Annotated in this window: 24 protein-coding genes and 2 pseudogenes; 10 read left to right on the top strand and 16 right to left on the bottom strand. The window is 70.2% G+C overall.

Features of this window, described 5'->3' with window-relative positions:
* Positions 1-241: pseudogene (locus tag C5F48_RS09110) on the top strand (peroxiredoxin); the annotation flags it as partial.
* Between the two features lie 32 nt (positions 242-273).
* On the opposite strand, the gene C5F48_RS09105 reads toward C5F48_RS09110, so the two are convergent.
* The 7 genes and pseudogenes from C5F48_RS09105 to C5F48_RS09075 form a co-directional block, all read right to left on the bottom strand.
* Positions 274-561, bottom strand: coding sequence for a 4a-hydroxytetrahydrobiopterin dehydratase (locus C5F48_RS09105; RefSeq protein WP_107663595.1), 288 nt, complete (start codon positions 559-561; stop codon positions 274-276).
* Between the two features lie 3 nt (positions 562-564).
* Positions 565-1,188 (bottom strand): glutathione S-transferase family protein, encoded by a 624-nt coding sequence (locus tag C5F48_RS09100; protein WP_107663594.1) that lies wholly within the window; start codon positions 1,186-1,188, stop codon positions 565-567.
* Between the two features lie 55 nt (positions 1,189-1,243).
* Positions 1,244-2,419 (bottom strand): GNAT family N-acetyltransferase, encoded by a 1,176-nt coding sequence (locus tag C5F48_RS09095; RefSeq protein WP_107663593.1) that lies wholly within the window; start codon positions 2,417-2,419, stop codon positions 1,244-1,246.
* A 121-nt stretch (positions 2,420-2,540) separates the two neighbouring features.
* Positions 2,541-3,311 carry a glycerophosphodiester phosphodiesterase family protein gene (locus C5F48_RS09090; protein WP_107663592.1) on the bottom strand — a complete coding sequence of 257 codons (771 nt, stop codon included), beginning with the start codon at positions 3,309-3,311 and terminating at the stop codon, positions 2,541-2,543.
* Positions 3,311-3,769 (bottom strand): RidA family protein, encoded by a 459-nt coding sequence (locus C5F48_RS09085; protein ID WP_107663591.1) that lies wholly within the window; start codon positions 3,767-3,769, stop codon positions 3,311-3,313. The genes C5F48_RS09090 and C5F48_RS09085 overlap by 1 nt, the downstream gene beginning before the upstream one ends.
* 59 nt (positions 3,770-3,828) lie before the next feature.
* Positions 3,829-5,114, bottom strand: a pseudogene (locus tag C5F48_RS09080) (HlyD family type I secretion periplasmic adaptor subunit).
* Complete coding sequence (locus C5F48_RS09075; RefSeq protein WP_107663590.1) at positions 5,111-6,838, bottom strand: type I secretion system permease/ATPase; 1,728 nt, start codon at positions 6,836-6,838, stop codon at positions 5,111-5,113. Before C5F48_RS09075 ends, C5F48_RS09080 begins: the two are co-directional and overlap by 4 nt.
* A gap of 185 nt (positions 6,839-7,023) precedes the next feature.
* On the opposite strand from C5F48_RS09075, the gene C5F48_RS09070 reads away from it, so the two are divergent.
* On the top strand, positions 7,024-7,848 hold the full coding sequence (locus C5F48_RS09070) for an MlaA family lipoprotein (protein WP_107663589.1): 825 nt from the start codon (positions 7,024-7,026) through the stop codon (positions 7,846-7,848).
* Positions 7,838-8,464 carry an MlaC/ttg2D family ABC transporter substrate-binding protein gene (locus C5F48_RS09065; RefSeq protein WP_107663588.1) on the top strand — a complete coding sequence of 209 codons (627 nt, stop codon included), beginning with the start codon at positions 7,838-7,840 and terminating at the stop codon, positions 8,462-8,464. The genes C5F48_RS09070 and C5F48_RS09065 overlap by 11 nt, the downstream gene beginning before the upstream one ends.
* Positions 8,465-8,531: 67 nt before the next feature.
* On the opposite strand, the gene C5F48_RS09060 is transcribed toward C5F48_RS09065, so the two are convergent.
* A complete protein-coding gene (locus tag C5F48_RS09060; protein ID WP_107663587.1) occupies positions 8,532-10,820 on the bottom strand; it encodes a transglycosylase domain-containing protein in 2,289 nt (762 codons plus the stop codon).
* Between the two features lie 257 nt (positions 10,821-11,077).
* Between C5F48_RS09060 and C5F48_RS09055 the strand changes: the two genes are divergently transcribed.
* Together C5F48_RS09055 and C5F48_RS09050 are read left to right on the top strand one after the other, a co-directional pair.
* Complete coding sequence (locus tag C5F48_RS09055; RefSeq protein ID WP_107663586.1) at positions 11,078-11,416, top strand: P-II family nitrogen regulator; 339 nt, start codon at positions 11,078-11,080, stop codon at positions 11,414-11,416.
* A gap of 25 nt (positions 11,417-11,441) precedes the next feature.
* Positions 11,442-12,803, top strand: coding sequence for an ammonium transporter (locus C5F48_RS09050; RefSeq protein WP_107663585.1), 1,362 nt, complete (start codon positions 11,442-11,444; stop codon positions 12,801-12,803).
* A 340-nt stretch (positions 12,804-13,143) separates the two neighbouring features.
* On the opposite strand, the gene C5F48_RS09045 is transcribed toward C5F48_RS09050, so the two are convergent.
* The 3 genes from C5F48_RS09045 to smpB form a co-directional block, all read right to left on the bottom strand.
* On the bottom strand, positions 13,144-14,325 hold the full coding sequence (locus C5F48_RS09045; RefSeq protein ID WP_107663584.1) for an amino acid aminotransferase: 1,182 nt from the start codon (positions 14,323-14,325) through the stop codon (positions 13,144-13,146).
* A gap of 3 nt (positions 14,326-14,328) precedes the next feature.
* A complete protein-coding gene (sseA, locus tag C5F48_RS09040; RefSeq protein ID WP_107663583.1) occupies positions 14,329-15,213 on the bottom strand; it encodes a 3-mercaptopyruvate sulfurtransferase in 885 nt (294 codons plus the stop codon).
* Positions 15,214-15,313: 100 nt separating this feature from the next.
* Positions 15,314-15,784: an SsrA-binding protein SmpB gene (smpB, locus tag C5F48_RS09035; protein WP_107663597.1), complete on the bottom strand. Its 471-nt coding sequence runs from the start codon at positions 15,782-15,784 to the stop codon at positions 15,314-15,316.
* Between the two features lie 154 nt (positions 15,785-15,938).
* Between smpB and C5F48_RS09030 the strand changes: the two genes are divergently transcribed.
* Positions 15,939-16,376, top strand: coding sequence for an ion channel (locus tag C5F48_RS09030; protein ID WP_107663582.1), 438 nt, complete (start codon positions 15,939-15,941; stop codon positions 16,374-16,376).
* A gap of 277 nt (positions 16,377-16,653) precedes the next feature.
* Here the strand turns inward: C5F48_RS09030 and C5F48_RS09025 are convergent, their stop codons facing one another.
* A complete protein-coding gene (locus C5F48_RS09025; RefSeq protein ID WP_258186491.1) occupies positions 16,654-17,508 on the bottom strand; it encodes a DMT family transporter in 855 nt (284 codons plus the stop codon).
* 41 nt (positions 17,509-17,549) lie between these two features.
* Positions 17,550-18,425, bottom strand: coding sequence for a 4-hydroxy-tetrahydrodipicolinate synthase (gene dapA, locus C5F48_RS09020; RefSeq protein ID WP_107663580.1), 876 nt, complete (start codon positions 18,423-18,425; stop codon positions 17,550-17,552).
* Between the two features lie 156 nt (positions 18,426-18,581).
* Here dapA and C5F48_RS09015 point away from each other — a divergent pair, with 156 nt between their 5' ends.
* Both C5F48_RS09015 and C5F48_RS09010 read left to right on the top strand, forming a co-directional pair.
* Positions 18,582-20,564 (top strand): lytic transglycosylase domain-containing protein, encoded by a 1,983-nt coding sequence (locus tag C5F48_RS09015; protein WP_107663579.1) that lies wholly within the window; start codon positions 18,582-18,584, stop codon positions 20,562-20,564.
* Between the two features lie 303 nt (positions 20,565-20,867).
* The gene (locus C5F48_RS09010) at positions 20,868-21,665 is read left to right on the top strand and encodes a DUF2243 domain-containing protein (RefSeq protein WP_107663578.1); all 798 of its coding nucleotides are present in this window, start codon (positions 20,868-20,870) and stop codon (positions 21,663-21,665) included.
* Here the strand turns inward: C5F48_RS09010 and C5F48_RS09005 are convergent.
* The gene (locus C5F48_RS09005) at positions 21,662-22,717 is read right to left on the bottom strand and encodes an NAD(P)/FAD-dependent oxidoreductase (RefSeq protein ID WP_107663577.1); all 1,056 of its coding nucleotides are present in this window, start codon (positions 22,715-22,717) and stop codon (positions 21,662-21,664) included. The two genes, C5F48_RS09010 and C5F48_RS09005, sit on opposite strands and share 4 nt — an antisense overlap.
* Positions 22,718-22,767: 50 nt before the next feature.
* Here C5F48_RS09005 and mnmC2 point away from each other — a divergent pair, with 50 nt between their 5' ends.
* Together mnmC2 and C5F48_RS08995 are read left to right on the top strand one after the other, a co-directional pair.
* The gene (mnmC2, locus tag C5F48_RS09000; protein ID WP_107663576.1) at positions 22,768-23,448 is read left to right on the top strand and encodes a tRNA (5-methylaminomethyl-2-thiouridine)(34)-methyltransferase MnmC2; all 681 of its coding nucleotides are present in this window, start codon (positions 22,768-22,770) and stop codon (positions 23,446-23,448) included.
* Complete coding sequence (locus tag C5F48_RS08995) at positions 23,445-24,317, top strand: DMT family transporter (RefSeq protein ID WP_107663575.1); 873 nt, start codon at positions 23,445-23,447, stop codon at positions 24,315-24,317. The genes mnmC2 and C5F48_RS08995 overlap by 4 nt, the downstream gene beginning before the upstream one ends.
* A gap of 3 nt (positions 24,318-24,320) precedes the next feature.
* Here the strand turns inward: C5F48_RS08995 and C5F48_RS08990 are convergent, their stop codons facing one another.
* Both C5F48_RS08990 and C5F48_RS08985 read right to left on the bottom strand, forming a co-directional pair.
* Positions 24,321-24,863, bottom strand: a complete 543-nt coding sequence (locus tag C5F48_RS08990; RefSeq protein WP_107663574.1) for an NADPH-dependent FMN reductase — start codon at positions 24,861-24,863, stop codon at positions 24,321-24,323.
* 53 nt (positions 24,864-24,916) lie between these two features.
* The gene (locus tag C5F48_RS08985) at positions 24,917-25,375 is read right to left on the bottom strand and encodes a GNAT family N-acetyltransferase (protein WP_107663596.1); all 459 of its coding nucleotides are present in this window, start codon (positions 25,373-25,375) and stop codon (positions 24,917-24,919) included.
* Between the last annotated feature and the right edge of the window lie 11 nt (positions 25,376-25,386).

Here is a 25,386-nt window from a genome sequence, read left to right as displayed (position 1 = left end):
GAAGGCCTGGGGCGAGGCGACCGGCGCCGCCGCCGCCGGGATCACCCTGCTGGCCGACGCCGAGGGCGCGATGACCAAGGCGATGGGCCTGTCCTTCGACGCGCCGCCCGCCGGGCTGATCGGCCGGTCGCACCGCTATGCGCTGCAGGCGGTGGATGGCGAGGTCCGGGTGATCCAGATCGAGGACAGCCCCGGGGCCTGCACCGTCTCGGGCGGCGAGGCGCTGCTGGAAGCGATCTGAGGCCGAAAGCCCGGCCGGGGGGCGACCCCCGGTCAGGCGACCAAGCTGTCCATCTTGCGGGCGAGCCTGAGGTCACGCTCGGTCAGCCCGCCCGCGTCATGGGTGGTGAGCGTGACCTCCACCACCTTGTAGACATTGCGCCATTCGGGATGATGATCCCATTTCTCGGCCCAGAGCGCCGCGTGGGTCATGAAGCCGAAGGCCTCGATGAAGTTGCGGAAGGTGAAGGTCTTGGAGATCGACCCCCGCTTCCCGTCATGGCTCCAGCCGCAGGCCAAGAGCGGAGCGAGGGCGTCGGGATCGGCGAGCGGATCGGGCATGGGTCATCCTTTCGGGACGGGGGCTTTCTGCATCAGGGCGTCGTCCATGGCATTGGCGCGAGCGAGGGCGGGGCGGTCCTTCAGCCGGTCCCAGTAAGCGGTGAACGCCGGTCTCGCCGGCAGCGTGCCAAAGCTCAGCCCCCAGCCGATCTGGCTGCCGACATAGACATCGGCGGCCGAGAAACGCTCGCCGGCGATGTAGGGCTGGCCAGCCACCGCAGTCTCCAGCGCCGTCACCATCCGGTCGAAATCGCCGTAGCCGACCATGACGCGGTGCTCGGCCGGCACGGTGACGCCGAGCGCCTTGTCGGTGACCGCGGCCTCCAGCGGGCCAGCGGCGAAGAACATCCACCGGTAATAGGCCGAGGTCTCGTCGGGCAGCAGCCCGGCCTCGGGGAAGGCGTCGGCCAGATAGGCGCAGATCGCGGCGCATTCGGTGACGACCCGGCCGTCATGCACCAGCGTGGGCACCTTGCCCATCGGGTTCAGCGCCAGAAGCTCCGGCGTCCGGGCGTCGCCGTCGAAATCGATCACCACCGTCTCGTAGGTTGCGCCGGTTTCCTCCAGCATCCAGCGGGCGATCCGGCCGCGCGACTGCGGGTTGGTGTAGAGTGTGAGCGGTGCCATGCTGTCCTCCGACGTTTTACTCAGGATGCCATGCCGGGCGGGTTCCGTCACCCCGTCACTCCTCGGAGGTGGTGCGGCGGAAGGGCCCGTAGGCGGTCAGCACCTCGATCTCCTCGTCGATCGCCTCGCGTTCGGCCATGAGATAGCGCTCCACCGCGTCCGACAGGCCCGGATCGGCCAGCCAGTGCAGCGAATGCACCGGGGTCGGCAGATAGCCGCGGGCCAGCTTGTGCTCGCCCTGCGCCCCGGCCTCGACCCGGGAGAGGCCGTTGGCGATGGCCCAGTCGATCGCCTGATAGTAGCAGAGCTCGAAATGCAGGCAGGGGTGCTCCTCGGTGCAGCCCCAGTAGCGGCCGAAGAGCGTGTCGCGGCCGATGAAGTTCAGCGCTCCGGCCACCGGCTGGCCGTCGCGTTCGGCCAGCACCAGCAGGATGTCGTCGCGCATCGTCGCGTGGAACTCCGAGAAGGCGCGGCGGGTGAGATAGGGCGTGCCCCATTTGCGCGCGCCGGTGTCCTGATAGAACTCCCAGAAGGCATCCCAGTGCTGCGTCTCGATCTGGTCGCCGGTCAGGCAGCGGATCTCGCCGCCGAAAGCCGCTGCCGTCTCGCGCTCCTTGCGGATCGTCTTTCGCTTGCGTGAGGAGAGATCGGCGAGGAAATCGGCGAAGTCGCCGTAGCCGCGGTTCTCCCAGTGGAACTGCTGGGTGACGCGGTGCAGGAGACCCATCTCGGCGCCCGCCTCGGCCTCTTCCTCGGTGCAGAAGGTGATGTGCAGCGAGGAGAGGTGGTTCTGCTGGGCGATGGAGAGCGCGCCTTGCAGCAGCGCGGCGCGGCCCGTCGCCTCCAGCCCCGGCAGGGTCAGCAGGCGGCGCCCGGTGGCGGGGGTGAAGGGCACGGCGAGCTGCAGCTTGGGGTAATAGCGCCCGCCCGCCTGTTCATAGGCGCGGGCCCAGTTGTGGTCGAAGATGTACTCGCCCTGGCTGTGGCCCTTGGCGTAGAGCGGGGCGGCGGCGATGACCCGGCCTGCGGCCCGGGCGATCAGCGGGCGCGGGTGCCAGCCGGTGCCGGCTCCGGTGGACTGCGAGCGGTCGAGCGCCGCGAGGAAGCGATGGGTGGTGAAGGGATCGACAGGCCGACCGGTCGCCGCCTCGGGGCAGGCGACGGCATCCCAGTCGGCGGCGTCGATCTCTGTCAGGGAGCTCAGCGCGGTGAGCTCGATCTCGGTTGTCATGCGGCGCGCCTCTTGCACGGGCAAGGCCGGGGGGCTGTCTGCCCCCCGGACCCCCCGACGATAATTGAGCCAAGATGAAAGCCCGGGTCCGGCGGGGATGGTGGCGCGGCGCGCGCCGGGGTCAAGCCGGGAACGGGGCGAGGTAGCCTTCGAAGGTGATGTTTTCCGCGATGCGCCGCGCCTCGGCCTCGGCCTCGGGCGAGCGGACCGTCCAGCAGAGGATCGCCGCGCCCGCATCGCGCAGCGCGCCGACGCGCGGGCGGGCCAGATCCTGCCATTGATGCGACAGGAAGCTGGCGTTCACCCGGTCGTAATCCGGGATCTCGCGCAGCCGGGCGCAGGTTTCGGCCGGCAGCGGGGCCCAGTCGGCGGGGTCGTAATCGCAGGTGACGAGGCCGCGCGGCAGGTTCGGGGCGAGGCGGGCCATCTCGGCAATGCTGTGCGGATTGAAGGACATCAGCGCCACCGGGCCGTCATAGCCGACGAGGGCCGCGGCGGTCGCGGCCTCCAGCGGGCCCACGGCCTTGCCCATGTCGCCGCTCTGGTCCTTCAGCTCGATCAGCAGCGGAACGCGGCCCGCGACGATCGCAAGCACCTCGGAGAGGGTGGGGATGCCGTCTTCGGCGTCGCGCAGCCGGGTCGCGCCGAGTTCCGCCGCCGTCAGCGCGGCGACCGGACCCTTGGCCCCGGTCAGCCGGTCGAGATCGTCGTCGTGGAACACCATCGCCTGCCCGTCGGCCGACCGCTGCAGGTCGATCTCGATGCCGTAGCCGGCGGCAATCGCCGCGCGGATCGCGGCGCGCGAGTTTTCCGGCCGCCCCGCCGCGCGGTCGTGCAGCGCGCGGTGGGCGATGGGCGTGGTGCGGAAAGCCGCGGGCAGGGGGATGCGCATCAGCGGATCTCGAAGATGCCTTCGATCTCGACCGCGACGCCGAAGGGCAGGCTCGCGGCGGAGACGGCGGAGCGCGAGTGGCGGCCGGCGTCGCCCAGCACCTCGACGAGGAAATCGGAGGCGCCGTTGATCACCTTGGGCTGGTCGCCGAAGTCGGGGGTGGAGTTGACGAAGCCGGTCAGCTTGACCACGCGGACGAGGCGCGAGAGGTCGCCGTCGCAGGCCTTGCGCACTTGGGCGAGCAGGCTGATGGCGCAGGCCTTGGCGGCCTCGGCCCCGGCGGCGATCTCCATGTCGGCGCCGAGCTTGCCCTTGATCTGGCCATCGGGGCCCTGGCTGATCTGGCCGGAGACGAAGACGAGATCGCCGCTGATCACGTAAGGAACGTAATTCGCCGCCGGGGCGGGGGCGTCGGGCAGGGTGACGCCGAGTTCGGCAAGGCGGGTTTCGATCGACATGGGGGCCTCCTTCAGTTGGGGCGGAGGCTAGCCCCCTCCGCCGGGGGCGGCAAGGGGGCTCAGGTTTCGCGGAAGGCGCGGGTGAAGTAGTCGGTGAAGGGCTTCAAGAGATAGGCCAGCGGTGAGCGGTCGGCGGTCCTGATGAAGGCCTCCACCGGCATGCCGGGGACCAGCGCCTTGTCGGCAAGCTTGCCGATCTCGCCCTCGTCCAGCACGATCTCGGCCCGGTAGTAGGAGGCCTGGGTGCGCGGGTCGGAGAGCGCGTCGGCGGAAATCACCGTGACATGGCCGGCGAGTTCGGGCGTGGTGCGGCTGGAGAAGGCCGAGAACACCAGACGCACCGGCTGGCCGGTATGCAGCTGGTCGATGTGGATCGGCGGCACCTGCGCCGCGATCACCAGGGGGCGGTCCTGCGGGATCAGGTACAGCATCGGATCGGCGGGCTTGAGCACGGCGCGGGGGGTGGTGACCTGCAGCCCCAGCACGACGCCCGAGACCGGGGCGCGGATGTCGAGCCAGGCGATCCTCTCGCGCAGCGCCGCGCGTCGCCCTTCCAGCTCCAGCGCGCGGGGGGCGAGGTCGCGCGCCTCGGCCAACGCCGTCGCGCGGCGGGTGGCGGTCAGGCCGAGGATCTCGGCCGCAATCTCGGCGCCGCGGCTCGCGGCCTCGGCGCGGGCGGCGGCCAGCCTGCCCTGCTCACCGCCGAGCCGCGCCGCCTCGCGCTGCAGCGCCAGCGCCCGGCCGGAGGGGGCGAGGCCGCGGTCGAGCAGGCTCTGCTGGTCGGCCAACTCGCGCCGGATCAGCGTGAGCTGCGTGGCCAGCGCCTCGGCCTCGGCATTGATGCCGGCGATCTGCCTGGCGGTCTGGTCGCGGCGGCGGGAGAGCCGGTCGACCTCGCGGGCCAGCGCGGCGCGGCGGGCCTCGAACAGCCGGCGCTGGCCCTGCCATTGCTCGGCCGCTTGGGGGCGGGCCGCCAGCGCTGCCGGGAAGGTCATCCGGTCGGCCCCCTCGGCTTCGGCCTTCAGCCGGGCGCGGCGGGCGGGGCGAGGTCGCAGAGCTGGCCCTCGACGGTGGCGAGTTCGGCGCGCAGCAGTGTCCCGTCCAGCGTCAGCAGCGGCGCGCCGGCCGCGACCGCCTCGCCCTCGGTGACGTGGATCGCCAGCACCACGCCGCCCTCGGGGTGCTGGACGATCTGGCGGGCCTGCGCCACCTCGACCCGGCCGGCCACCACGATGGCGCCGGAGATCGAAGCGGCGATGCCCCAGCCGCCGAAGCCGAGGAGGAGCAGCAGGAGCGTGGCGAAACCGGCGATGACCGGCCCGCGGCTGGACCAGGGGTCGGTCACGTCGTACCTCCGGCGGCGCGCAGGATGTCGCCGTGGTTGCGCACCCGGTCGCGCAGCACCTGGTCGCGCGGGCCGAAGGCGCGCTGCCGGCCTTCCTCCAGCACCAGCAGCAGGTCGCATTCCTGGATGGCGGCGGGGCGATGCGCCATGATGAGGACCGCGCCACCCGAAGCCTTCACCGCGCGGATCGCGCGGTTCAGCGCCAGCGATCCCTCGCTGTCGAGATGGGCGTTCGGCTCGTCCAGCACCAGGAGCACCGGGTCGCCGTAGAGGGCGCGGGCGAGGCCGATGCGCTGGATCTGGCCGCCGGACAGCCGGGTGCCGTCACCGGAAATCGGGGTGTCGTAGCCCTGCGGCAGGGCGAGGATCATGTCATGCGCCGCCGCCTTCCGCGCCGCCGCCACCACCGCGCCGCCCTCTGGATTGGACTGCAGCCGGGCGATGTTCTCGGCCACCGTGCCGTCGAACAGCGTCACCCGCTGCGGCAGGTAGCCAAGCCAGTCGCCCAGCAGCGCCGGGTCGTACTGGTCCAGCGGCGCGCCGCCCAGCCGGATCTGCCCGGCCACCGGGGGCCAGACTCCGGTCAGGGCGCGGGCGAGGCCGGATTTTCCCGCGCCCGAGGGGCCGATCACCCCCAGCGCCTGGCCCGGCTCCAGCCGGAAGCCGAGCCCGTGCAGCACCGGGGGCCCGCCGGGCGGCGCCACGGAAAGGTCGCGGGCCTCCACCAGGGCGCGCGGGCGGGGCAGCGCGCTACGCGGCGGGTCGTGCGGTTGCCGGGCCAGCAACGCGGCCAGCCGATGCCAGCCGGTCCGGGCGCGCTGCACCACCGCCCAGTGGCCGATCGTCAGCTCCACCGGGGCGAGGGCGCGGCCCATCAGGATGGAGCCGGCGATCATCGCCCCGGCCCCGAGCTCCTGCCGCAGCACGAGCAGGGCCCCGAGGCCGAGCATCGCCGATTGCAGGACCAGCCGCAGCGTCTTCGACAGCGCGCCGAAGCCGCCGGTCAGGTCGGCGGCGGCGAGGCTTTGGCGCAGCGCGGCGCTGCGGGCGCGTCGCCAGCGGTCATGGCCGGCCCCGGACAGCCCCAGCGCCTGCACCGGCTCGGCCTCGGCCTTCAGCCGGTCGGCCAGCCGGTCGGCCTCCAGCCCCAGCTGCGCGGCGCGGCGCAGCGGGGCCTCGGCCAGGCGCTGGTGCAGCAGGGTCGCCAGCACCAGCGCCGCCCCGCCGCCGAGGGCGAGCCAGCCCAGCCAGGGATGGAAGGCGAAGATCGCGGCGAGGAACAGCGGCGTCCAGGGCAGGTCGAACAATGCGCTGAGCACCGGCGCCGCCCAGAGCCGCTGCACCGCCTCGAGGTCGCGCTGCGCCGAAAGCGCCGCCGGGTCCTCCGGGGCCAGCGTCAGCCGGCGCAGCGCGGCCTCGAACACCCTGCGATCGAGACCGTCCTGCAGCCGCGCGCCGATCCGCGCCAGGATCCGGCCGCGCGCCTGGTCCAGCAGCCCCATGGCGAGGAAGAGGAAACCGGTCAGCAGCGACAAGGCCAGCAGCGTCTCCTGCGAGCGGCTGGTCAGCACCCGGTCGTAGACCTGCAGCATGTAGAGCGGACCCGTGAGCATCAGCAGGTTCACGAAGGTGCTGAACAGGAAGACCGTGAGCAGGAGACCGAGCGAGGGCCGCTGCGCCCGGCGCAGTTCGCGGTATCCCTGATCTCGGTCCTTGCGGTCCATCCTGCGCCCGTTCTGCCGGTCTCTGGTCCTTCTGGCGCCTTTCCGATACCATCGGGTTAAAGCGGGGTCGGGGACCGGGCGCCCGCCTGTCGCGGCCGCGATTGCACCGTTGCCTCATGGCGCGATTGCTGTTTCCCTGCGGTGCAGGCTGCGGTTGTCGATTTGTAAGGGCGGATATTGGAAAGATGATCTTGAACACCATTTTGCTTTCCCGGTCGCGTTGGGCCGTCGCACTGCTCGGTCTCGCCGCGTTGACCGCCTGCGGGCCGGCCCCGGCGCCGGTCGGGATCAACGATCCGGCCGAGGCCTCCAACCGCCGGGTGCATGACTTCAACCGCGGCGTCGACCGGGCGCTGCTGCGCCCGGCGGCGCGCGGATATGGCACGGTGCTGCCGCAGCCGGTGCAGCGCGGGATCGGCAATTTCGCCGGCAACCTCGATGTGCCGGGCGATGTGGTGAACAACCTGCTGCAGGCGCGGCTCGGCTTTGCGGCGCAGAACACCGCGCGCTTCGCGGTGAACAGCGTGCTCGGCATCGGCGGGCTGTTCGACCCGGCCAGCGCCATGGGCCTGCCCGGCAAGGAGACCGACTTCGGCGAGACGATGCATGTCTGGGGCGCCCCGGAAGGCGTCTATGGCGAGGCGCCGTTCTTCGGGCCGACGACCGAGCGCGATCTGGTCGGCAGTGTCGTCGATCTGGCGCTGAACCCGGTGCGGCTGCTGCTGCCGACGCCCGAGCGCTCTTACGCCACCGCGGCGAAGCTGGGATCAAAGCTTGGTGAACGCGACCGCTATCGCGACACTTTGGATTCCGTTCTCTATGAAAGCGCTGATAGCTATGCGCAGACCCGCCTGCTTTACCTGCAGAACCGCAGGTTCGAGCTGGGCCAGACCGGTGGCGTCGAGGACGACTTCATCGACCCCTACGCGACGGATGCCGATGCGGGGTTCGTCGATCCCTACGCGGCCGATCTCTCCGCCGACAGTTTCGAGGACCCCTATGCCCAATGACATGATCCCCCCGCCCCTGCTGACCCGCCGCGCCGTGACGCTCGGCCTGCTCGCCGGGGCCGCCGTGCTGGCGCTGCCCTGGCAGCCGGCGCAGGCGCTTGACGTGAACACCGCGCGCAATCTGGTGACGCGCGCCATCGATGAGGTGAACCGGATCATCAACTCGGGCCGGTCCGAGCAGCAGATGTACGGCGATTTCGAGCGGATGTTTGTGCAATACGCCGATGTGCCGGCCATTGCCCGCACCGCGCTGGGCGTCGCCGGCCGCGGGGCGAGCCGCGCCGAGATGGCGGCCTTCACCAAGGCCTACCAGGGCTACATCAGCCGCAAATACGGCAGCCGCTTCCGCGAGTTCATCGGCGGCGAGATCAAGGTCACCGACGCGCGGCCGCTGAAGAGCAGCGTCGAGGTGATCTCCACCGCCTATCTGCGCGGCGAGGCCCCGTTCGAGCTGCGCTGGCATGTGTCGGACAAGGGCGGCAAGCCGATGTTCTTCAACATCATCATCGAGGGGGTGAACATGCTCGCTTCCGAACGCACCGAGATCGGGGCCATGCTGGACCGCCAGCGCGGCAGCATCGCCGGACTGACCGAGGCGCTGAAGACCGCCCGCTGAGGAAAGCGACGACCGGACAGCAAGACGCCGCCCCTCGGGGCGGCGTTTCGCATTCCGGGGCTTGGCCTCAGTTGCCGGCGCCGAACACGCCCAGCACGTCGTTCAGGATGCGCTCGCCGATGTCCTGCTCGGGGACCGGCGCCGCCTGCCAATCCTGCGAGCCTTGCGGCACCGGGGCCGCCTGCCAGTCCTGCGAGCCCTGCGGCACCGGCTGGGTGTTCACATCGGCCTGCGAGGCCGGCGGCAGCCGCGGCTCGGGGATGATCTTGGCGAGCGGACGGGCCGGCAGCCCCTCGTTCACCCGGATCATCACCTCGCGCCAGATCTCGGCCGGCAGCCCGCCGCCGGTGACGCCGGTCAGCGGCTTGTTGTCGTCATAGCCCATCCAGACCCCGGCCACGTAATCGGCGGTGAAGCCGACGAACCAGGCGTCGCGCGCCGCCTGCGTCGTGCCGGTCTTGCCCGCCGCCTCGCGGTCGGGCAGCCGCGCCCGGGTGCCGGTGCCGGAGTTGATCACCTCGGTCATCATGTAGGTCAAGAGCTTGGCCGCCTCCTCCGAGATCACCCGCTCGCCGATGCCGCCCTCCTGGCCGATCAGCGGCGTGTCGTCGCCCTGCAGCCGCAGCTCCACCAGCCCGTAGGGTTTCACCGCCGAACCGCCGTTCAGGATGCCGGCATAGGCGCCGGTGGTCTCCAGGAGCGTGGACTCCGAGGCGCCGAGCGCCAGCGCCGGACCGGCAGCCAGATCGCTCTGGATGCCGAAATTCGACGCCACCTGCCGCACGAGGTCGCTGCCCACCGCTTCGGAGATCCGCACGGCGGGGATGTTCAGCGACTGTTTCAGCGCGTCGGTCAGCGTCACCAGCCCGCGGAACTTGCGGTCGTAGTTCGAGGGCGACCAGGGGCCGGAGCCCTTGATGTTGATGGTCAGCGGGCTGTCGTCGACGAAATCGGCCGGGCTGTAGCCCAGATCCATCGCCGCCGCATAGATGAACGGCTTGAAGGCCGACCCGGTCTGCCGCAGCGCCTGGGTCGCGCGGTTGAACGAGCCCGCCGCCTCGATCTTGCGGCCGCCGACCATGGCGCGCACTGCGCCATCCGCCGACATCACCACCACCGCCGCCTGCGCCTCGGAGCCTTCCTTCACCTTGGCGTCGAAGACATCGGCCAGCGCGGTCTCGGCAGCCTTCTGCAGCTTCTGGTCCAGCGTGGTGCGGATGATCACGTCTTCCGTGGTGTCGCGGGTCAGGAAGGAGGGTCCCGATTCCATCACCCAGTCGGCGAAGAACCCGCCCGACCGGCTCTGCGCCGCCTCGGAGAGCTTCGCCGGGTTGCGCCGGGCCTCGTCGGCCTCGGCCTTGGTCAGATAGCCCTGCTCCTCCATCAGCCCGACGATCACGTTGGCCCGGTCGCGCGCCCGCTGCAGGTTGCCGGTCGGCGCGTAATAGGACGGCGCCTTCAGCAGACCTGCCAGCATCGCCGCCTCGGCCGGGGTGACCACATTGGCCGACTTGCCGAAATAGCGCTGCGCCGCCGCCTCGAAGCCGCGGGCCCCGGCGCCGAGATAGGCGCGGTTGAAGTAGATCGTCAGGATCTCGGCCTTGGTGTACTTGGCCTCCATCGCCATGGCGAAGGGCACTTCCTTGATCTTGCGCCAGATGCCGCCCTTGCGGCAGTCGGCCTCGTATTCCGCCTCCGACTTCCACTCCTTCGGGTCGTATTCCGTGCCGAGGCACAGCAGCTTGGCCACCTGCTGGGTGATGGTCGAGCCGCCGTTGCCATCCAGCGGGCCGCGGCCTTCGGAGAGGTTGATCTTGATCGCCGAGGCGACGCCGCGCGGGCTGACGCCGAAATGCCGGTAGAATCGCCGGTCCTCGGTCGCCACCACCGCGTCACGCAGGTAATGCGACACCGAATCCGAGGTGATCTGCCCGCCGAAGGTCTCGCCACGCCAGGCGAAGACCTTGCCGTCGCGGTCGAGCAGCGTGACCGACCCCTTGGCCCGGGCGTCGAGCAGCGCCGTCACCTCGGGCAGCTTCTCCGAGAAGTAGAAGGTCGTGGCCCCCAGAGCCAGCGCCACCAGAAGGCCGATACGCCAGCCGATGCCCCAGACGATACGCCAGATCAGGGTGAAGAGCCCCAGGACCAGCGCCACCAAGGGGTTGCGCCGCTTGGCCGGCCGGCGCGGCGTGGGCCGGCGCGGCGGCTTGCCGCCCCCGCCGCTCCCCGAGCCGCTACGCCCGCCGCCAGAACCGCCGCCCGAACCGCCGGCCTTGCCACGGCTGCCGCCGGAGCCCGCCGAAGAATAACGCCTGTCTGCCACCAGCGGCGCCTGCCGCTTGCCTGTGCCGCTCATGCCCGACCTGCCCGCCTGTTCGCGATGTCATTCGCGCGACTCTATCCGCAGCAGTGGGGAATGTGGAGTGGGCCCCGGTTTAATCCCACTCATCATACTGCTTTTAATTTAAGCGATCCCGCAAATCGGTGCAAAAAATGTGCAACAACCGAAGGGTCCGCCCGCTTTTCTCCTGCCCGATTGTTGTGCGTCGGGGTCGAACCTTGCCTTGTGATGACGTGGGGTCCGGCGAGGGCCGAGTAAGACAGGGGAACGATGTGAAACTCATCATTGCAGCAATCAAGCCGTTCAAGCTGGAGGAGGTGCGCGAGGCGCTCACCACCATCGGCGTGCGCGGCATGATGGTCACGGAAATCAAGGGGTTCGGCTCGCAGTCGGGCCACACCGAGATCTACCGCGGCGCCGAATATGCCGTGAATTTCGTGCCGAAGGTCCGTCTCGAGATCGTGGTGAGCGACAGCCTCGCCGACCCCGTGGTGGAGACGATCCGCGCCACCGCCAAGACCGACAAGATCGGCGACGGCAAGATCTTCGTGCTTGATGTCGAACACGCTGTCCGCGTGCGCACGGGCGAAATCAACGACGACGCGCTCTGACGCGGACGGGAGAGGGATAGAATAAATGAAGACTCTGGCGAAACTTTCGGGACTTTCCGCGCTCGTCGCGGGTTCCGCGCTGCCCCTCTGGGCGCAGGAGGCGACCACCGAGGCCGCCACCGCAGCCGCCGAGGTCGCCGAGGCGGCGGCCCCCGTGATGGACAAGGGTGACGTGGCCTGGATGCTGATGTCCACCGTGCTCGTGTTCTTCATGATCCTGCCGGGAATCGCCCTGTTCTACGGCGGTCTCGTGCGGTCCAAGAACATGCTCTCGGTGCTGATGCAGACCACGCTGATCGGCTGCACGGTCATGGTGATCTGGGTGCTCTACGGCTATTCCTTCGCCTTCGGCGGCGGCACCAGCCCATTCTGGGGAGGCTTCGGCAAACTGTTCCTGGCGGGCGTGACCACGGAGAGCATGGCGGCGACCTTCTCGGATGGCTTCGTCATCCCGGAATACCTGTTCATCTGCTTCCAGATGACCTTCGCGGCCCTGACCCCGGCCCTGATCATCGGCGGCTTCGCCGAGCGGATAAAGTTCTCGGCCGTGCTGATCTTCAGCGTGATCTGGGTGACCTTCGCCTATTTCCCGATCGCTCACATGGTGTGGGACGCCTCGGGCCTGATCTTCAACTGGGGCGCCATCGACTTCGCCGGCGGCACCGTGGTGCATATCAACGCCGGTGTGGCGGCGCTGATCGGCGCGATGATGGTCGGCAAGCGGCTGGGCTTCGGCAAGGACAACATGGCGCCGCACTCGATGGTGATGACCATGATCGGCGCCTCGATGCTGTGGTTCGGCTGGTTCGGCTTCAACGTCGGCTCGAATCTCGAGGCGAACGGCGGTGCGACGCTGGCCATGATCAACACCTTCGTGGCCACGGCCGCCGCCGTGCTCGCCTGGTCGCTGATCGAGGCGCTGGCCCGCGGCAAGGCCTCGATGCTCGGTGCGGCCTCCGGGATGATCGCCGGCCTCGTCGCCGTCACCCCGGCTTGCGGCACCATCGGGCCGATGGGCGCCATCGTGCTGGGCGCGGTCGCCTCGGCGGTCTGCTACTTCTTCGTGACCACCGTGAAGAACGCGCTGGGCTATGACGACAGCCTCGACGTGTTCGGCATCCATGGCGTTGGCGGCATCATCGGCGCCGTCGGGACCGGCATCTTCTCGGCGGCGACGCTGGGTGGGGTGAACGGCGACGACTACTCGATCGTCGGCCAGACCATCATCCAGATCCAGGCCATCGTCGTGACCATCATCTGGACGGCCGTCGTCTCCTTCGTGGCCTTCAAGATCGCCGATCTGATCGTCGGCCTGCGGGTCGACACCGAGAGCGAGCGCATCGGCCTCGACCAGACCTCGCACGGCGAATCGGCCTATCACGCCTGAGACCACGCGGGCAGGCGGGCCCTTCCCCCGCCGCCCTTCCGAAAGGCCCGGACCTCGGTCCGGGCCTTTTGCCATCCGGGCTTCCTGCCGGCGGGGGAGCCGTCGTCGCGGGCATCGAACCCGCGCCGACGGCCTGCCGCCGCAAAAGACCCTGGCGTAGCCCCTGGTCTTCTCCTTGCAGAAATACTCCCCGCGGAGCGTCCGCGGCTGGCCCAAGGTGCCTCCGGCGGGAGTATTTGGGCAAGGAGAAACCGGCAGACGGTCTGCGCCTGCCGGTCCCTTTCGTCCATGGCAATGCCGCCCGAGGGGCCTCGATGGCCCCGAGGGCGGCTCTTCCGGTCTAGCGGATCACCTGCGCCACCGCGCGGGCCAGCACCGGCACGGTGTTGCGGTTCAGCCCGGCGATGTTCAGCCGGCTGTCGCCCACCATGTAGATGCCATGCTCGCTGCGCAGCCGCTCCACCTGGTCCGCCGTGATCCCTAGCCGCGAGAACATGCCGCGGTGCTGGCCGATGAAGCCGAAGCGGTCCGATCCGGTCTCGGCCCTGAGCGCGTCGGCCAGAAGCTGGCGCAGCGTCAGCATGTTCAGCCGCACCTCCTCCAGCTCCGACTTCCAGTCGGCGGTCAGTTCGGCATCGGTCAGGATCATCGTCACCAGCCGCGCGCCGTGGTCGGGCGGGAAGGAGAAGTTCTGCCGGTTGAGGAAGTTCAGGTTGGCCTGCACCGTGGGTTTCAGCGCCGGGTCCCCCAGCGCCATCAGCACGCCGGTGCGTTCGCGGTAGATGCCGAAGTTCTTCGAGCAGGAGGCGGCGATCAGCACTTCCGGCAGGCGGGCGGCGATCAGCCGGGTCGCGGCGGCGTCCTCCTCCAGCCCGTCGCCGAAGCCCTGATAGGCCAGATCGATCAGCGGGATCGCCCCGGTCTTTTCCAGCACGTCGGCGATTGCGGCCCATTCCACCGCGTTCGGATTGGCCCCGGTCGGGTTGTGGCAGCAGCCGTGCAGCAGCACCACGTCGCCCTCCTTCACCCCTGCCAGATCCGCCATCATCCCGTCGAAATCCACCCCCCCGGTCTCGGCGTCGAAATAGCGGTATTCCCGCATCGGGATGCCGAGATAGCGGATGATCGAGGGGTGGTTCGGCCAGGTCGGGTTGCTGAGCCAGACGGTCGCCTCGGGCGAGGCCAGCTTGATCAGCTCCAGCGCCTGCCGGATCGCACCGGTGCCGCCGGGGGTGGCGATGGCGGCGATCCGGTCGGCCGCAGCGTCCTCGCCGAGGATCATCTTGGCCATGGCGGCGGCATAGGCCGGCTCGCCCGCGAGCCCGGTATAGGTCTTGGTGGTCTCGGTCTGCCAGAGCTTCGCCTCGGCCGCCTTCACCGCGCGCATCACCGGGGTGAGCCCGGTCGGGTCCTTGTAGACGCCGACGCCGAGGTCGATCTTCGCCTCGCGCGGGTCGTCGCGATACATCTGGATCAGTTGCAGGATCTTGTCGGCGGGTTGCGGTTTCAGCGCGGAGAGCATCGTCTATCCTTTCGCGACCTTGAGGTCGTCATACATGCCCCACTCGGCCCAGGACCCGTCGTAGAGCGAATGGTTGCGGTGGCCGATCCGCTCCAGCGCGAGACTGAGGATGGCGGCGGAAATGCCGGAGCCGCAGGTGGTGATCGCCGGTTTCGCCAGATCGACCCCGGCCTCGGTGAAGAGCCTGCGCAGCGCCTCGGGCGATTTCATCGTGCCGTCGGAATTCAGCAGGTTGCCCCAGGGCAGGTTCTTCGAGCCGGGGATATGGCCCGAGCGCAGACCGGGCCGCGGCTCGGGCTCGCCGCCGGCAAAGCGCGGGGCGGAGCGCGCGTCGATGATCTCGGCCTCGCCCAGCTTCGAGGCATGGGCGACCTGCGTCACGTCCTTCACCAGCCCGGCCTGCCGCTGCACGGTGATGTGGCGGTCGCGCACCTGCGCCGGCATGTCCTCGACCGGATGGCCCTCGGCCTGCCATTTGGGAAAGCCCCCGTCCAGCACCGCGACATCGAGCTTGCCCATCAGCCGGAAGGTCCACCAGACCCGCGGCGCCGAAAAGATGCCGGTGGAATCGTAGACCACCACCTGATGCCCGTCGCCCACGCCCATCGCCCGCATCCGGCTGATGAACTTCTCGGGCGGCGGCGCCATATGCGGCAGCGACGAGCGCTGGTCGCTGATCTCGTCGATGTCGAAGAAACGCGCGCCGGGGATATGGGCGGCCTCATGCTCGGCCCGCGGGTCGCGCGGCGTGCCCGGCATGAACCAGGAAGCGTCGAGCAGGCGCAGGTCGGGGTCGCGCAGATGGGCGGCAAGCCAGTCGGTCGAGACCAGCGTTCTGGGATCGTCTTTCGCGGCGGTTGTGGTGGCGTCGGTGGCGGCGGCGGTCATGTCCGGGCTCCTCGCAAGGCCCGCCCGGAGTAATCCCCGAAGGCCGGGCAGGCAAGCCCCCCGGGCGTGACCTGTCAACGCAAGCCGGAAAAACCGGGCGTCAGCCCTGTTTCAGCAGCCGGGCCTTCTGCCGGTCCCAGTCGCGCTTCATCTCGGTCTGGCGCTTGTCGGCGAGCTTCTTGCCCTTGGCGACGCCAAGCTTGATCTTCACGATGCCGCGCTCGTTGAAATACATCTTCATCGGCACGATGGTCATGCCTTCGCGCGCGGTGGCGTTCCACAGCCGCGACAGCTCCTTCTTCGAGACCAGAAGCTTGCGGCGCCGCCGCTCCTCATGGCCGAAGGTCTTGGCGCGGACATAGGGCGCGATATAGCCGTTGATCAGCCAGAGCTCGCCATTCTCCACCGAGGCATAGCTCTCGGCGATGTTCGAGCCGCCCTGCCGCAGCGACTTCACCTCGGAGCCGAACAGCATGATGCCGGCCTCCAGATCGTCCTCGATATGGTAATCGAAGCGCGCGCGGCGGTTTTCGGCGATGAGCTTGCTGTTGGGATCTGATTTTTCGGCCATGATGCCTCCGAGATAGGCGAGCGGGCCCGCCAAGTCCAGCCTGCCCGCCGTCTCGCGTACTGTCCTGCCGCTGCGACGCCCTGTCCGCGATGCGCGCGGGACGAGACAGCGGCCCGGCTTCGGGTGTAGAGCAGGCGAAAAGGGGAGGGGCCGGATGTTTCTGCAGATCTTCGCCGGATCGCTGGTGCTGCTCGCCTCCATCCTAGTGATGGCCCCCAGCGCCTGGCTGGTCGAGGCGGCCTTCCTGCGCTTCCACGGCTGGCTGATCTCGGAGCCGCACGGGCCCAAGCTGATCCTGGTGGTGGCTGGCACCGCGCTCTGGGCGTTGGCGATGCTGACCGTGGGGGTCTGGCTCTGGACGCTGACCTTCTGGCAGCTCGGGGCCTTCGCGACGATGGAGGAATCGCTGTATTTCTCCATGGTCACCTTCACCACCCTCGGCTACGGCGACGTGCTGATGCCGCATCGCTGGCGGATCCTGGGAGCCATGGCGGCGGCGAACGGTCTCTTGAACTTCGGCCTGCTCACCGCGCTGCTGGTCGAGGCGCTGCGCCACGTGCGGATGCACCAGGTCGCCTCGCGCCGGCGCTGACTGTTCTTCTGCAGGGCCGGGGGAGCCGCCGCCGGGGGCATCGAGCCCCCGTCAGCGGCATTGCCATGGAAGGTGGAGGCCGGTCGCGGTGCGGCAGGGTTTCTTCTTGGCCAAAATACTCCCGCCGGAGGCGCCCGCAGCCGGTCGCGGACGCTCCGCGGGGAGTATTTGCGCAAGGAGAAACCGCAAGCTCCGGGAGGCACGCCGGGACGTCGGTCCATGGCGATGCCGCCCGAAGGGGCTCGATGCCCCTGAGGGCGGCTCCCCCGGTCGGGGATCAGCCGCGCCGCAGCCGGGCGCTGCGCAGCAGGGTGTAGAGGCCCGAGGCCACCACCACGGCGCTGCCGATCAGGGTCGGCGCGTCGGGGCGCTCGGCGAAGACCAGCACGCCGAGGATCAGCGCGAACAGCAGCCGCGTGTAGCGGAACGGGGTGATGACCGAGACTTCGCCGATCCGCATCGCCGCGGTCAGCGCGTAATAGGCCCCGACGCCGACCGTCGTCGCCGCCAGCAGCAGCGCCGCCTGTTGCGGGTCGGGCAGCACTGCGCCGCCGGTGAAGGCCAGCAGCGCCGCCCCGGTCGGGATCAGCATGAAGAAGCCGTAGATCCCCAGCTGCAGGTTCGACAGCACCGGCGGCGCGGCGCGGGTGGCGAGGTCGCGCCCGGCGAAGCCGAGCATTCCGGCCACCGCCAGCAGCGAGGCAAGGCTGAAGCCCTCCACCCCCGGCCGCAGGATGATCAGCACGCCCGCAAATCCTATGGCGATGGCGGTCCAGCGCCGCCAGCCCACCCGCTCGCCGAAGATCAGCGCCGCGCCGCCGACGACCACCAGCGGCGTCGCCTGCAGGATGGCCGAGGCGCTGGACAGCGGCGTCAGCGCGATGGCCAGGGTGTAGAACAGCCGCCCGGCGCTTTCGCATAGCGCGCGCAGCAGGATCGCACGGCTGAGGATCGCCGGATGCAGCGCCCGCTCGCCGCGCCGCGCCGCCAGCACCATGAAGGCCAGCATGCCGCCGAGGCCGAAGATCATCAGGATCTCGCCCACCGGCAGGCTCTGCGCCACCGATTTCAGCAGCATGTCCTCCAGCGCGAAACCCGCCATCGACAGCACCATGAGGATGCTGCCGCGCAGATTGCCGGCGCTGGCCTCCGCCGCCGAAGGCCGGAGCAGGCTCAGTTGATCAGGCCGGCGTGGCGCATGGCCGCGTCGATCCGCGCCTTGGTGCCGTCGGTCAGGCCAATCAGCGGCAGGCGGACCTCCTCGTCGCAGAGGCCGAGCTTCGAGAGGCCGTATTTCGCCCCCGCCAGCCCCGGCTCGAGGAAGATCGCCTCGTGCAGCGGCATCAGCCGGTCCTGGTACTCCAAGGCCTTCGCGTAATCGCCCGCCAGCGTCGCCTGCTGGAACTCGGCGCAGAGCCGCGGCGCCACGTTGGCGGTGACCGAGATGCAGCCGGTGCCGCCATGCGCGTTGAAGCCGAGCGCGGTCGCATCCTCGCCGGAAAGCTGGATGAAATCGGCGCCGCAGCTGGCGCGCTGCTGGCTGACGCGCTCGATCTTCCCGGTTGCGTCCTTCACCCCGATGATGCGCGGCAGTTTCGCCAGAGTGCCCATCGTTTCGGGCGTCATGTCGACGACCGAGCGGCCGGGGATGTTGTAGATGATGATCGGCAGGCTGCAGCAATCGTGCAGCGCGGTGAAATGCGCGATCAGCCCGGCCTGCGTCGGCTTGTTGTAATACGGCGTCACCACCAGCGCGGCGTCGGCGCCGACCCGTTCGGCGAAGCGGATCAGGCGGATGCCCTCGACCGTGTTGTTCGAGCCCGCGCCCGCGATCACCGGCACCCGGCCCGCCGCGGCCTTGACCACGGCCTCGATCACTGTCTCGTGCTCTTCATGGCTCAGCGTCGGGCTTTCGCCGGTGGTGCCGACGGGCACGAGGCCGGTGGAGCCTTCGGCGATCTGCCAATCCACCAGTTTCTTCAGCGTCTCGAGATCCAGGGCGCCGTTCTTGAACGGCGTCACAAGGGCGGGAATGGACCCTTTGATCATGACACGCTTCTCCTGATGGGTGGGCCGACCCTGAGTCGCCCGGTTGCAAACCCGGCCTTCCTAGCCTTGGCCGCGGCGCTTGCCAAGTTCCCGCCGCGCCGGGGCTGGCGCTGTTGTGTGTTGCGTGGCGCGTGGGCCTGGGGCAAATTCCGCGGCATGATCCGCAGAACCCTGTCCTCCTCCCGTCGCCCCGGGCGCCTTGCGCCGTTTGTCCTGCTGTTCTGGCTGGTTGCCTCGCTGCTCGGCCCGGTCGCGGCGGCGCGGGCCGACGAGGCCGGCGCGCTGCGGACGGCGCTGCAGCGGGTGGCGGCGCGCGACTGGACCGCCGCGCAGGCGGCGGCGCGGGACGCGGGCAGCATCGGCCAGGCCATCGTCGAATGGCACAGGCTGCGCGCCGGCGAGGGGCTGCTCGGCGACTACGAGACCTTCCTCGCCCGCTATCCCGACTGGCCCGGCCTGCCGCTCTTGCGACAGAAGGGCGAGGCGGCTGTGGCGCGCTCCACCACGCCCGAGCGGGTTCTGGGCTATTTCGGCAACGGCCCGGCCGAGACGGCGCAGGGCGCCATCGCTCAGGTGCGGGCGCTGACCGCCGCCGGGCGGGTGGCGGAGGCCGAGACGCGGGCGATGCAGGCCTGGACCGAGCTCGGCTTCGAGCCGGAGGAGGAGGTGGCGCTGCTGGCGCTGGCCCCCGAGGCGCTGGCCCTGGCGCATGAGGCGCGGCTGGACCGGCTCCTGTGGCAGAACCGACCCGAACAGGCCGAGCGGATGCTGTCGCGGGTCTCGCCGGGCTGGCGGGCATTGGGGCGTGCGCGGATGGCGCTGCGCGCCGATGCCGCCGGGGTGGATACGCTGATCGCCGCTGTGCCCGCCGCGCTGACCGCCGATCCGGGGCTGGCCTACGAGCGCTTCCTCTGGCGCGCCCGCAAGGGCCGCACCGACGACGCCGCGGCGCTGCTCTTGGAGCGCAGCGCCGATGCGGCCAGCCTCGGCGATCCGGCCGCCTGGGCCGCGCGCCGTCCGGGCATCGCCCGCGGCCTGCTGGACGAGGGCGAGATCCGCACCGCCTACAAGGTGGCGGCGGGTCACGGGCTCGACGGCGGCGGCACCTTCGCCGATCTGGAGTTCCTCGCCGGTTTCATCGCGCTGCGGAGGCTGGAGGATCCGGCGACGGCGCTGGGGCATTTCAAGCGGCTGGAGGCGGCGGTGCGCACGCCGATCAGCCTGTCGCGGGCGCTCTACTGGCAGGGCCGGTCGCTGGAGGCGATGGGCCAGCTCGACGCCGCCGGGGCGGCCTATGCGGCCGGGGCGCAGCATCAGACCGCCTATTACGGCCAGCTGGCCGCCGAGCGGGCGGGCATCCCGCTGGACCCGGCGCTGCTGCAGCCGACCCGCGTCGGCGACTGGCGGCAGGCCGGCTTCGCCAACTCCTCGGTTCTGGCGGCGGCGCGGCTTTTGCTGAAGGCAGGCGACCTCGACCAGGGCAAGCGCTTCCTCCTGCATCTGGGCGAGGGGCTGGGGGCCGAGGACATGGCGGCGCTGGCCGACATGGCGCTGGGGATGGGAGAGCCGCATATCGCGGTGCTGCTGGGCAAGCAGGCGGCGGAGCGCGGCATCATCCTGCCCGCCGCCTATTTCCCGGTGTCGGAGATGGTGCCCTCGGACGGGCTGCCGGTCAGCCGGGCGCTGGCCCTGTCGATCGCGCGGCGGGAAAGCGAGTTCAACCCGGTGGTGGTAAGCCCGGCCGGGGCGCGCGGGCTGATGCAGGTGATGCCGGGCACCGGCAAGATGATGGCGGCCAAGACCGGCTCGGTCTTCGAGCCGCGGATGCTGACCAGCGACCCCGCCTTCAACGTGCGGATGGGCACCGCCTATCTGGCGCAGCTGGTCGAGGAGTTCGGCCCCTCGATCGCGCTGATCGCCTCGGGCTACAATGCCGGCCCGGGCCGCCCCCGCCGCTGGGTGCAGGAATTCGGCGACCCGCGGGCGCCGGAGGTGGACGTGGTCGACTGGGTCGAGACGATCCCCTTCGCCGAGACGCGGACCTATGTGATGCGCGTGGCGGAATCGGTGGTGATCTACCGCGCCAAGCTCCGCGGCGCCGGTGGCCCCGTCCGGATCACGGCGGAGCTGAAGGGGTAAGGCGCGCCCGGACGATCTTCCAGTGGAAGATCGTCAGCGCCGAACGCACGCCGCGCAAGCGGCGGGCCGGGTGACATCGGGAAACGGTCCGGTGGACCGTTTCCCGATGTCACGGGCGACCCGTGGTAGCCCCGGGCGAGGCGCGCCCGCCAGCGGACCGTTTCTCGATGTCACGCGCGCCCCTTAACAGCGCCAGAGGAGGCGCGCCCCTCAGCGACCACCTGAATAATCCTCACTCGACAGCCCCCGGAACAACGCCCCCCATCCCATGTTGCAGCCCCAGGCAACCAGCAGGAGTGGCGCATGGCAGACCGATCGGCGGCGGACCCTACCCGGCGGCTCCTCTGGGGCGGCTTCTGGCTCGGCTTCGCGCTCAGCGGCTTCTTCGACGGCATCCTGCTGCATCAGGTGCTGCAGTGGCACCACCTGCTCTCTGGCGTGGCGCCCTCGGACACGCCGCAGGACCTGCGTTTCCAGATCCTCGCGGACGGGTTGTTCCACGTCTCGCATTACCTCTTCGCGCTGCTCGGCCTCTGGCTGATCTGGACCCGCCGGGCCGCCTTCGCCGTGCCGGGGGTGGAGCGGCGCTTCACCGGCTGGGCGCTGATCGGCTTCGGCAGCTGGCATGTGCTCGACGCGGTGCTCTCGCATTGGCTGCTGCAGATCCACCGGATCAGGATGGACAGCGCCTATCCGCTGTTCTGGGATCTCGCCTGGCTGGTCCCCTTCGGCCTCGCCGTGCTGGCCCTCGGCATCCACCTGCTGCGAAGCCCGCCGCCCGGCCCCGGCGGCACGGGGCGGCGCGCTGCCGTCACGCTGGCGCTGGCGGTGCTGGTCGCGGGCCCGCTCGCCGCGCTGCCGCCGGAGGCCGATCCCGATGGCCGCACGCTCGTCCTCTTCCGCCCCGGCATCTCCTTCGCCGAGGTGCTCGCCGCCGCCGATGCGGTGGAGGGCCGGCTGATCTGGGCCGACGCCAGCGAGGCCGTCTGGATCATGGCGCTCGGCCCCGAGGCCAGCGCGCTCAGCCTCTACCGGCACGGCGCGCTGCTCGTCTCGCGCGGCCCGGTCTCGGTCGGCTGCCTGAGCTGGACCAGCGCCTAGCGGCCCTTGCGCGACACCAGCGAGGCCGCGACGCGGAAGCCCTCGGGGATCGCGTCGCGCCCCTCCAGCACCAGATCGGCCATCACCTCGGCCACCTTCGGCGCCATGCCGAAGCCGATCTTGAAGCCGCCGTTGGCGACGAACTGCCCCGACCGCCCCGGCCACTCTCCCAGCATCGGCGCAAGGCTGCGCGCCCGCGGCCTGAGAGCCGCCCAGCGTTCCAGCACCGGCGCGCCCTCCAGCTGCGGACAGACCGCCAGCGCACGTGCATGCACCGCCTCCAGCTGCTCGTCGGTCGTGTCGGGCGAAAGCCATTCCTTCTCGCTGGTCGATCCGACCGCCACCGTGCCATCGGCATGCGGCACGATCAGCAGCCCGTCGGCGAAGACCTGCGGCTGGTCGCGCAGATCGGCCTGAACCAGCATCGCCTGCCCCTTCACCCCGCTGCCCACCGGCTTGCCCAGATCCTCGCCCAGCGCCTGCAGCCCGTCGAGGCCGGTGGCCCAGATCACCGGCCCGGCCTCTTCCGCGGCGCCGATCACGATCTCGCCCCCCGCAGCCTTGATCGCCCCAGCCAGCGCAGCGCAGGCGAGGCGCGGGTGGATGCGGGCGCTCAGCGTGTCATGGATCACGAAGCCGCTCGGGCTCTGCGGCATCCCCGGCGCACCCGCCGCCAGCACCTGCCAGTGAAAGCGCCCCTGCCAGAGGCTCTGCGCCTCCAGCCCCCGGGCCCGCGCGGCCTCCACCGCGCGCGCATCGGCCAAGGGCTGATAGCGCCCGAGCCGGGCATAGCCGGTGGGCAGGCCGGAGGCTTCGGCCACCTCGGTCCACCAGCCCTCGGCCATAGCCAGGCTGTCGAACTGGAAGGCTTTCTTGTCGTTCCACTGTTCGGGCACATGCGGCGAGAGCGCGCCGACCAGCCCGCCCGACGATCCGGCGCCGATCCGCACCGTCTCGATCAGCCGCACCTTCGCGCCGCGCCGGGCGGCGGCCCATGCGGTCGCCAGCCCGAAGATGCCCGCGCCCCTTACCGTCAGATCCGGCGTTGCCATTGCCCGCTTCCCTGTCCATTGTCCGCTCCGAACCAGCAGGCTTAGGACAGATGGCAGAGAGCGACCAGAGCGCAGATGTCGCGTGGCGCGACGGGATCGTTCCGGTCTCGACGCGGTTCGACGACCCGTATTTCTCGCTGGCAGACGGTCTGGCCGAGACGCGGCATGTGTTCCTCGCCGGAAACGGCCTGCCCGACCGCTTCTGCCCCGGCTTCCGTATCGCCGAACTCGGCTTCGGCACCGGGCTGAACATGCTGGCGACCCTGATCGCCTGGCAGGGCGCGGGCTGCGAGGGCACGCTGCACTACACCTCCTTTGAGGCCTTCCCGATGCGCGCCGAAGAGATCGCCCGCGCGCTGCAGGCCTTCCCCGAGGCCGAGGCGGTGGCGGGCCCCTTCCTTGCCGCCTGGCAGGCCGGTCATTCGTGCTTCACGAATGGCGGGCTGCAGGTCGAGGTCATCCTCGGCGATGCGCGCGAGACGCTTCCCGCCTGGCAGGGGCAGGCGGATGCGTGGTTTCTTGACGGTTTCTCGCCCGCCAAGAACCCCGAGCTCTGGTCGGAAGACCTGATGTGCGCGGTTGCCGGGCACACGGCCCCCGAAGGCACATTCGCCACCTATACGGCGGCCGGTCATGTGCGGCGGGCCTTGCAGGCGGCGGGATTCGAGGTCACACGGTCGCCCGGACATGGGCGCAAACGGCACATGTCCTCGGGAAAACTGCGGACATGACCGAACAGAACACGCGGCTCGGCATCTGGCTCATGGTGCTGACCACCTTCATCTTCACCATACAGGACGGGATCTCGCGCCATCTGGCGGGGGAATACAACGTCTTCATGGTGGTGATGATCCGCTACTGGTTCTTCGCCGCCTTCGTCATCGCCCTGACCAGCCGCACCACCGGCGGGCTCAAGGCGGCGCTGCGGGCGCGGCATCCGGTGCTGCAGGCGACGCGGGCGCTGCTGCTGGCGGCGGAGGTCTGCGTCATGGTGCTGGGCTTCGTGCATCTGGGGCTGGTCGAGAGCCACGCCGTCTTCACCTCCTACCCGCTGCTGGTCGCCGCCCTTTCCGGCCCGGTGCTCGGCGAGAAGGTCGGCTGGCGGCGCTGGACGGCCATCGGCATCGGCTTCGTCGGGGTGATGATCATCCTGAAGCCGGGCTTCGCCGTCTTCTCGCCCTGGGCGCTGCTGCCGCTCGCCGCCGCTTCCATGTTCGCGATGTATGGCCTCCTGACCCGCTACGTCTCGCACCGCGACAGCGCCGCCGTCAGCTTCTTCTGGACCGGCGTCATAGGCTCGATCGCCATGACCTGCGTCGGCGTCTGGTTCTGGGAGCCGATGACTCTGCCGGACTGGGGCTGGATGGCGGCGCTCTGCTGCACCGCCGTCGCCGGGCATTGGTGCCTGATCCGCTCCTACGAGGTGGCAGAGGCCAGTGCGGTGCAGCCCTTCGCCTTCCTGCAGCTGGTCTTCGCCTCGGTGCTGGGCATGGCAGTCTTCGGCGACACGCTGCGGACCAACGTCGCCATCGGCGCGGGCGTCGTGGTCTGCGCCGGGCTCTTCACCCTCTGGCGGGCGCGGGTGAAGGGGCAGGCCTGAGCCTCAGCTCCTCACGGCCTCGGCCCGCAACCCCGCCATCAGCTCGTCCAGCGCCTTCGCCGTGCGCTCGTCCTTCAGCGCCCCGGCCTCGTCGAAGGCCGAGCGCGAAAAGGCCACCATCACCTCCGGTCCCGAGATCAGCCGCGGGCGGAACGGCGTGAGGCAGAGCCGCAGCGAGAATTGCGCCCGGTCGCCCCCGGCCCGCCCGTCCGAGGCCGAGACGATCGCCACCGGCTTGTCGCGCATCGCTCCGCCCTTCACCCGGCTCACCCAGTCGAGCGCGTTCTTCAGCACCCCCGGCAGCGCCTTGTTGTATTCCGGCGTGGCGATGACGATGGCATCGGCGGCCTTCATCTGCTCCGCCAGCCGCTGCACCGCTTCGGGGATGCCTTCCGCGATCTCCAGATCCTCGTCATAGAGCGGCAGGCGCAGATCGCCCTCGGTATGGGTCGCCGCGCCGAAGCGGCGGCGGGCCTCGGCCAAGAGCAGCCGGTTGGTGGAGCCTGCGCGCAACGCGCCGGAAATGCCGAGCAGGGTCAGGGTCATGCGGTCTCCTTCGCTTTGCCGCGATGGTAGCCTGCCGCAGGCGGCGCGCAAGCTCAGAGCGGCTTGCGGAAGGTCAGCGAGGTCGGGCGGTCGTAGCCTTCATGCGCGGTCGCCGCCGTCTGGCGAAAGCCGAGCGCCGCGAAGGTCGCATGGTTCTCCACCAACTCCACCCGCACCTGCAACTCCAGCGCCGGAAACCCGAGCGCCCGCGCCCGCTCCTCGGCCACCGCCATCAGCGCCCGCGCATGGCCCTGCCGCTGCGCCAAAGGCGAGACCGCCAGCTTGCCGACATAAAGCACATCCGGCTTCGGCGTCAGGAACACGCAGGCCAGCACCGGCGCGCCGATCAGCCAGATCTCCCCTTCCACCGCCTGACGCGCGATCGCCTCCGGCGTCAGCCGGTGCATCGAGGAGGGCGGGTCGATCCGCCCCTCCATCCCGGCAAAGGCCTGCCGGATCAGCGCCAGAAGCGCCGGCCAGTCTTCGTCATGCGTCGCGCGCCGGGGGGTCATGTCATCCATCC

Source organism: Cereibacter changlensis JA139 (assembly GCF_003034985.1).
Lineage (GTDB): Bacteria > Pseudomonadota > Alphaproteobacteria > Rhodobacterales > Rhodobacteraceae > Cereibacter > Cereibacter changlensis.
This window is presented reverse-complemented; position numbering and strand designations above follow the sequence as displayed.

Bases quoted from the DNA above. Each gene is read 5' to 3' on its own strand.
- C5F48_RS09005 (WP_107663577.1), bottom strand. From the start codon at position 22,717: ATGGCAACGCCGGATCTGACGGTAAGGGGCGCGGGCATCTTCGGGCTG.
- C5F48_RS09075 (WP_107663590.1), bottom strand. From the start codon at position 6,838: ATGGACCGCAAGGACCGAGATCAGGGATACCGCGAACTGCGCCGGGCG.
- C5F48_RS09105 (WP_107663595.1), bottom strand. From the start codon at position 561: ATGCCCGATCCGCTCGCCGATCCCGACGCCCTCGCTCCGCTCTTGGCC.
- C5F48_RS09085 (WP_107663591.1), bottom strand. From the start codon at position 3,769: ATGTCGATCGAAACCCGCCTTGCCGAACTCGGCGTCACCCTGCCCGAC.
- sseA (WP_107663583.1), bottom strand. From the start codon at position 15,213: ATGACCGCCGCCGCCACCGACGCCACCACAACCGCCGCGAAAGACGAT.
- C5F48_RS08990 (WP_107663574.1), bottom strand. From the start codon at position 24,863: ATGACCCTGACCCTGCTCGGCATTTCCGGCGCGTTGCGCGCAGGCTCC.
- C5F48_RS09030 (WP_107663582.1), top strand. From the start codon at position 15,939: ATGTTTCTGCAGATCTTCGCCGGATCGCTGGTGCTGCTCGCCTCCATC.
- C5F48_RS09045 (WP_107663584.1), bottom strand. From the start codon at position 14,325: ATGCTCTCCGCGCTGAAACCGCAACCCGCCGACAAGATCCTGCAACTG.
- C5F48_RS09065 (WP_107663588.1), top strand. From the start codon at position 7,838: ATGCCCAATGACATGATCCCCCCGCCCCTGCTGACCCGCCGCGCCGTG.
- dapA (WP_107663580.1), bottom strand. From the start codon at position 18,425: ATGATCAAAGGGTCCATTCCCGCCCTTGTGACGCCGTTCAAGAACGGC.
- C5F48_RS09070 (WP_107663589.1), top strand. From the start codon at position 7,024: ATGATCTTGAACACCATTTTGCTTTCCCGGTCGCGTTGGGCCGTCGCA.
- smpB (WP_107663597.1), bottom strand. From the start codon at position 15,784: ATGGCCGAAAAATCAGATCCCAACAGCAAGCTCATCGCCGAAAACCGC.
- C5F48_RS09090 (WP_107663592.1), bottom strand. From the start codon at position 3,311: ATGCGCATCCCCCTGCCCGCGGCTTTCCGCACCACGCCCATCGCCCAC.
- C5F48_RS09050 (WP_107663585.1), top strand. From the start codon at position 11,442: ATGAAGACTCTGGCGAAACTTTCGGGACTTTCCGCGCTCGTCGCGGGT.
- C5F48_RS08995 (WP_107663575.1), top strand. From the start codon at position 23,445: ATGACCGAACAGAACACGCGGCTCGGCATCTGGCTCATGGTGCTGACC.
- C5F48_RS09095 (WP_107663593.1), bottom strand. From the start codon at position 2,419: ATGACAACCGAGATCGAGCTCACCGCGCTGAGCTCCCTGACAGAGATC.
- C5F48_RS09010 (WP_107663578.1), top strand. From the start codon at position 20,868: ATGGCAGACCGATCGGCGGCGGACCCTACCCGGCGGCTCCTCTGGGGC.
- C5F48_RS09100 (WP_107663594.1), bottom strand. From the start codon at position 1,188: ATGGCACCGCTCACACTCTACACCAACCCGCAGTCGCGCGGCCGGATC.
- mnmC2 (WP_107663576.1), top strand. From the start codon at position 22,768: ATGGCAGAGAGCGACCAGAGCGCAGATGTCGCGTGGCGCGACGGGATC.
- C5F48_RS09015 (WP_107663579.1), top strand. From the start codon at position 18,582: ATGATCCGCAGAACCCTGTCCTCCTCCCGTCGCCCCGGGCGCCTTGCG.
- C5F48_RS09060 (WP_107663587.1), bottom strand. From the start codon at position 10,820: ATGAGCGGCACAGGCAAGCGGCAGGCGCCGCTGGTGGCAGACAGGCGT.
- C5F48_RS08985 (WP_107663596.1), bottom strand. From the start codon at position 25,375: ATGACCCCCCGGCGCGCGACGCATGACGAAGACTGGCCGGCGCTTCTG.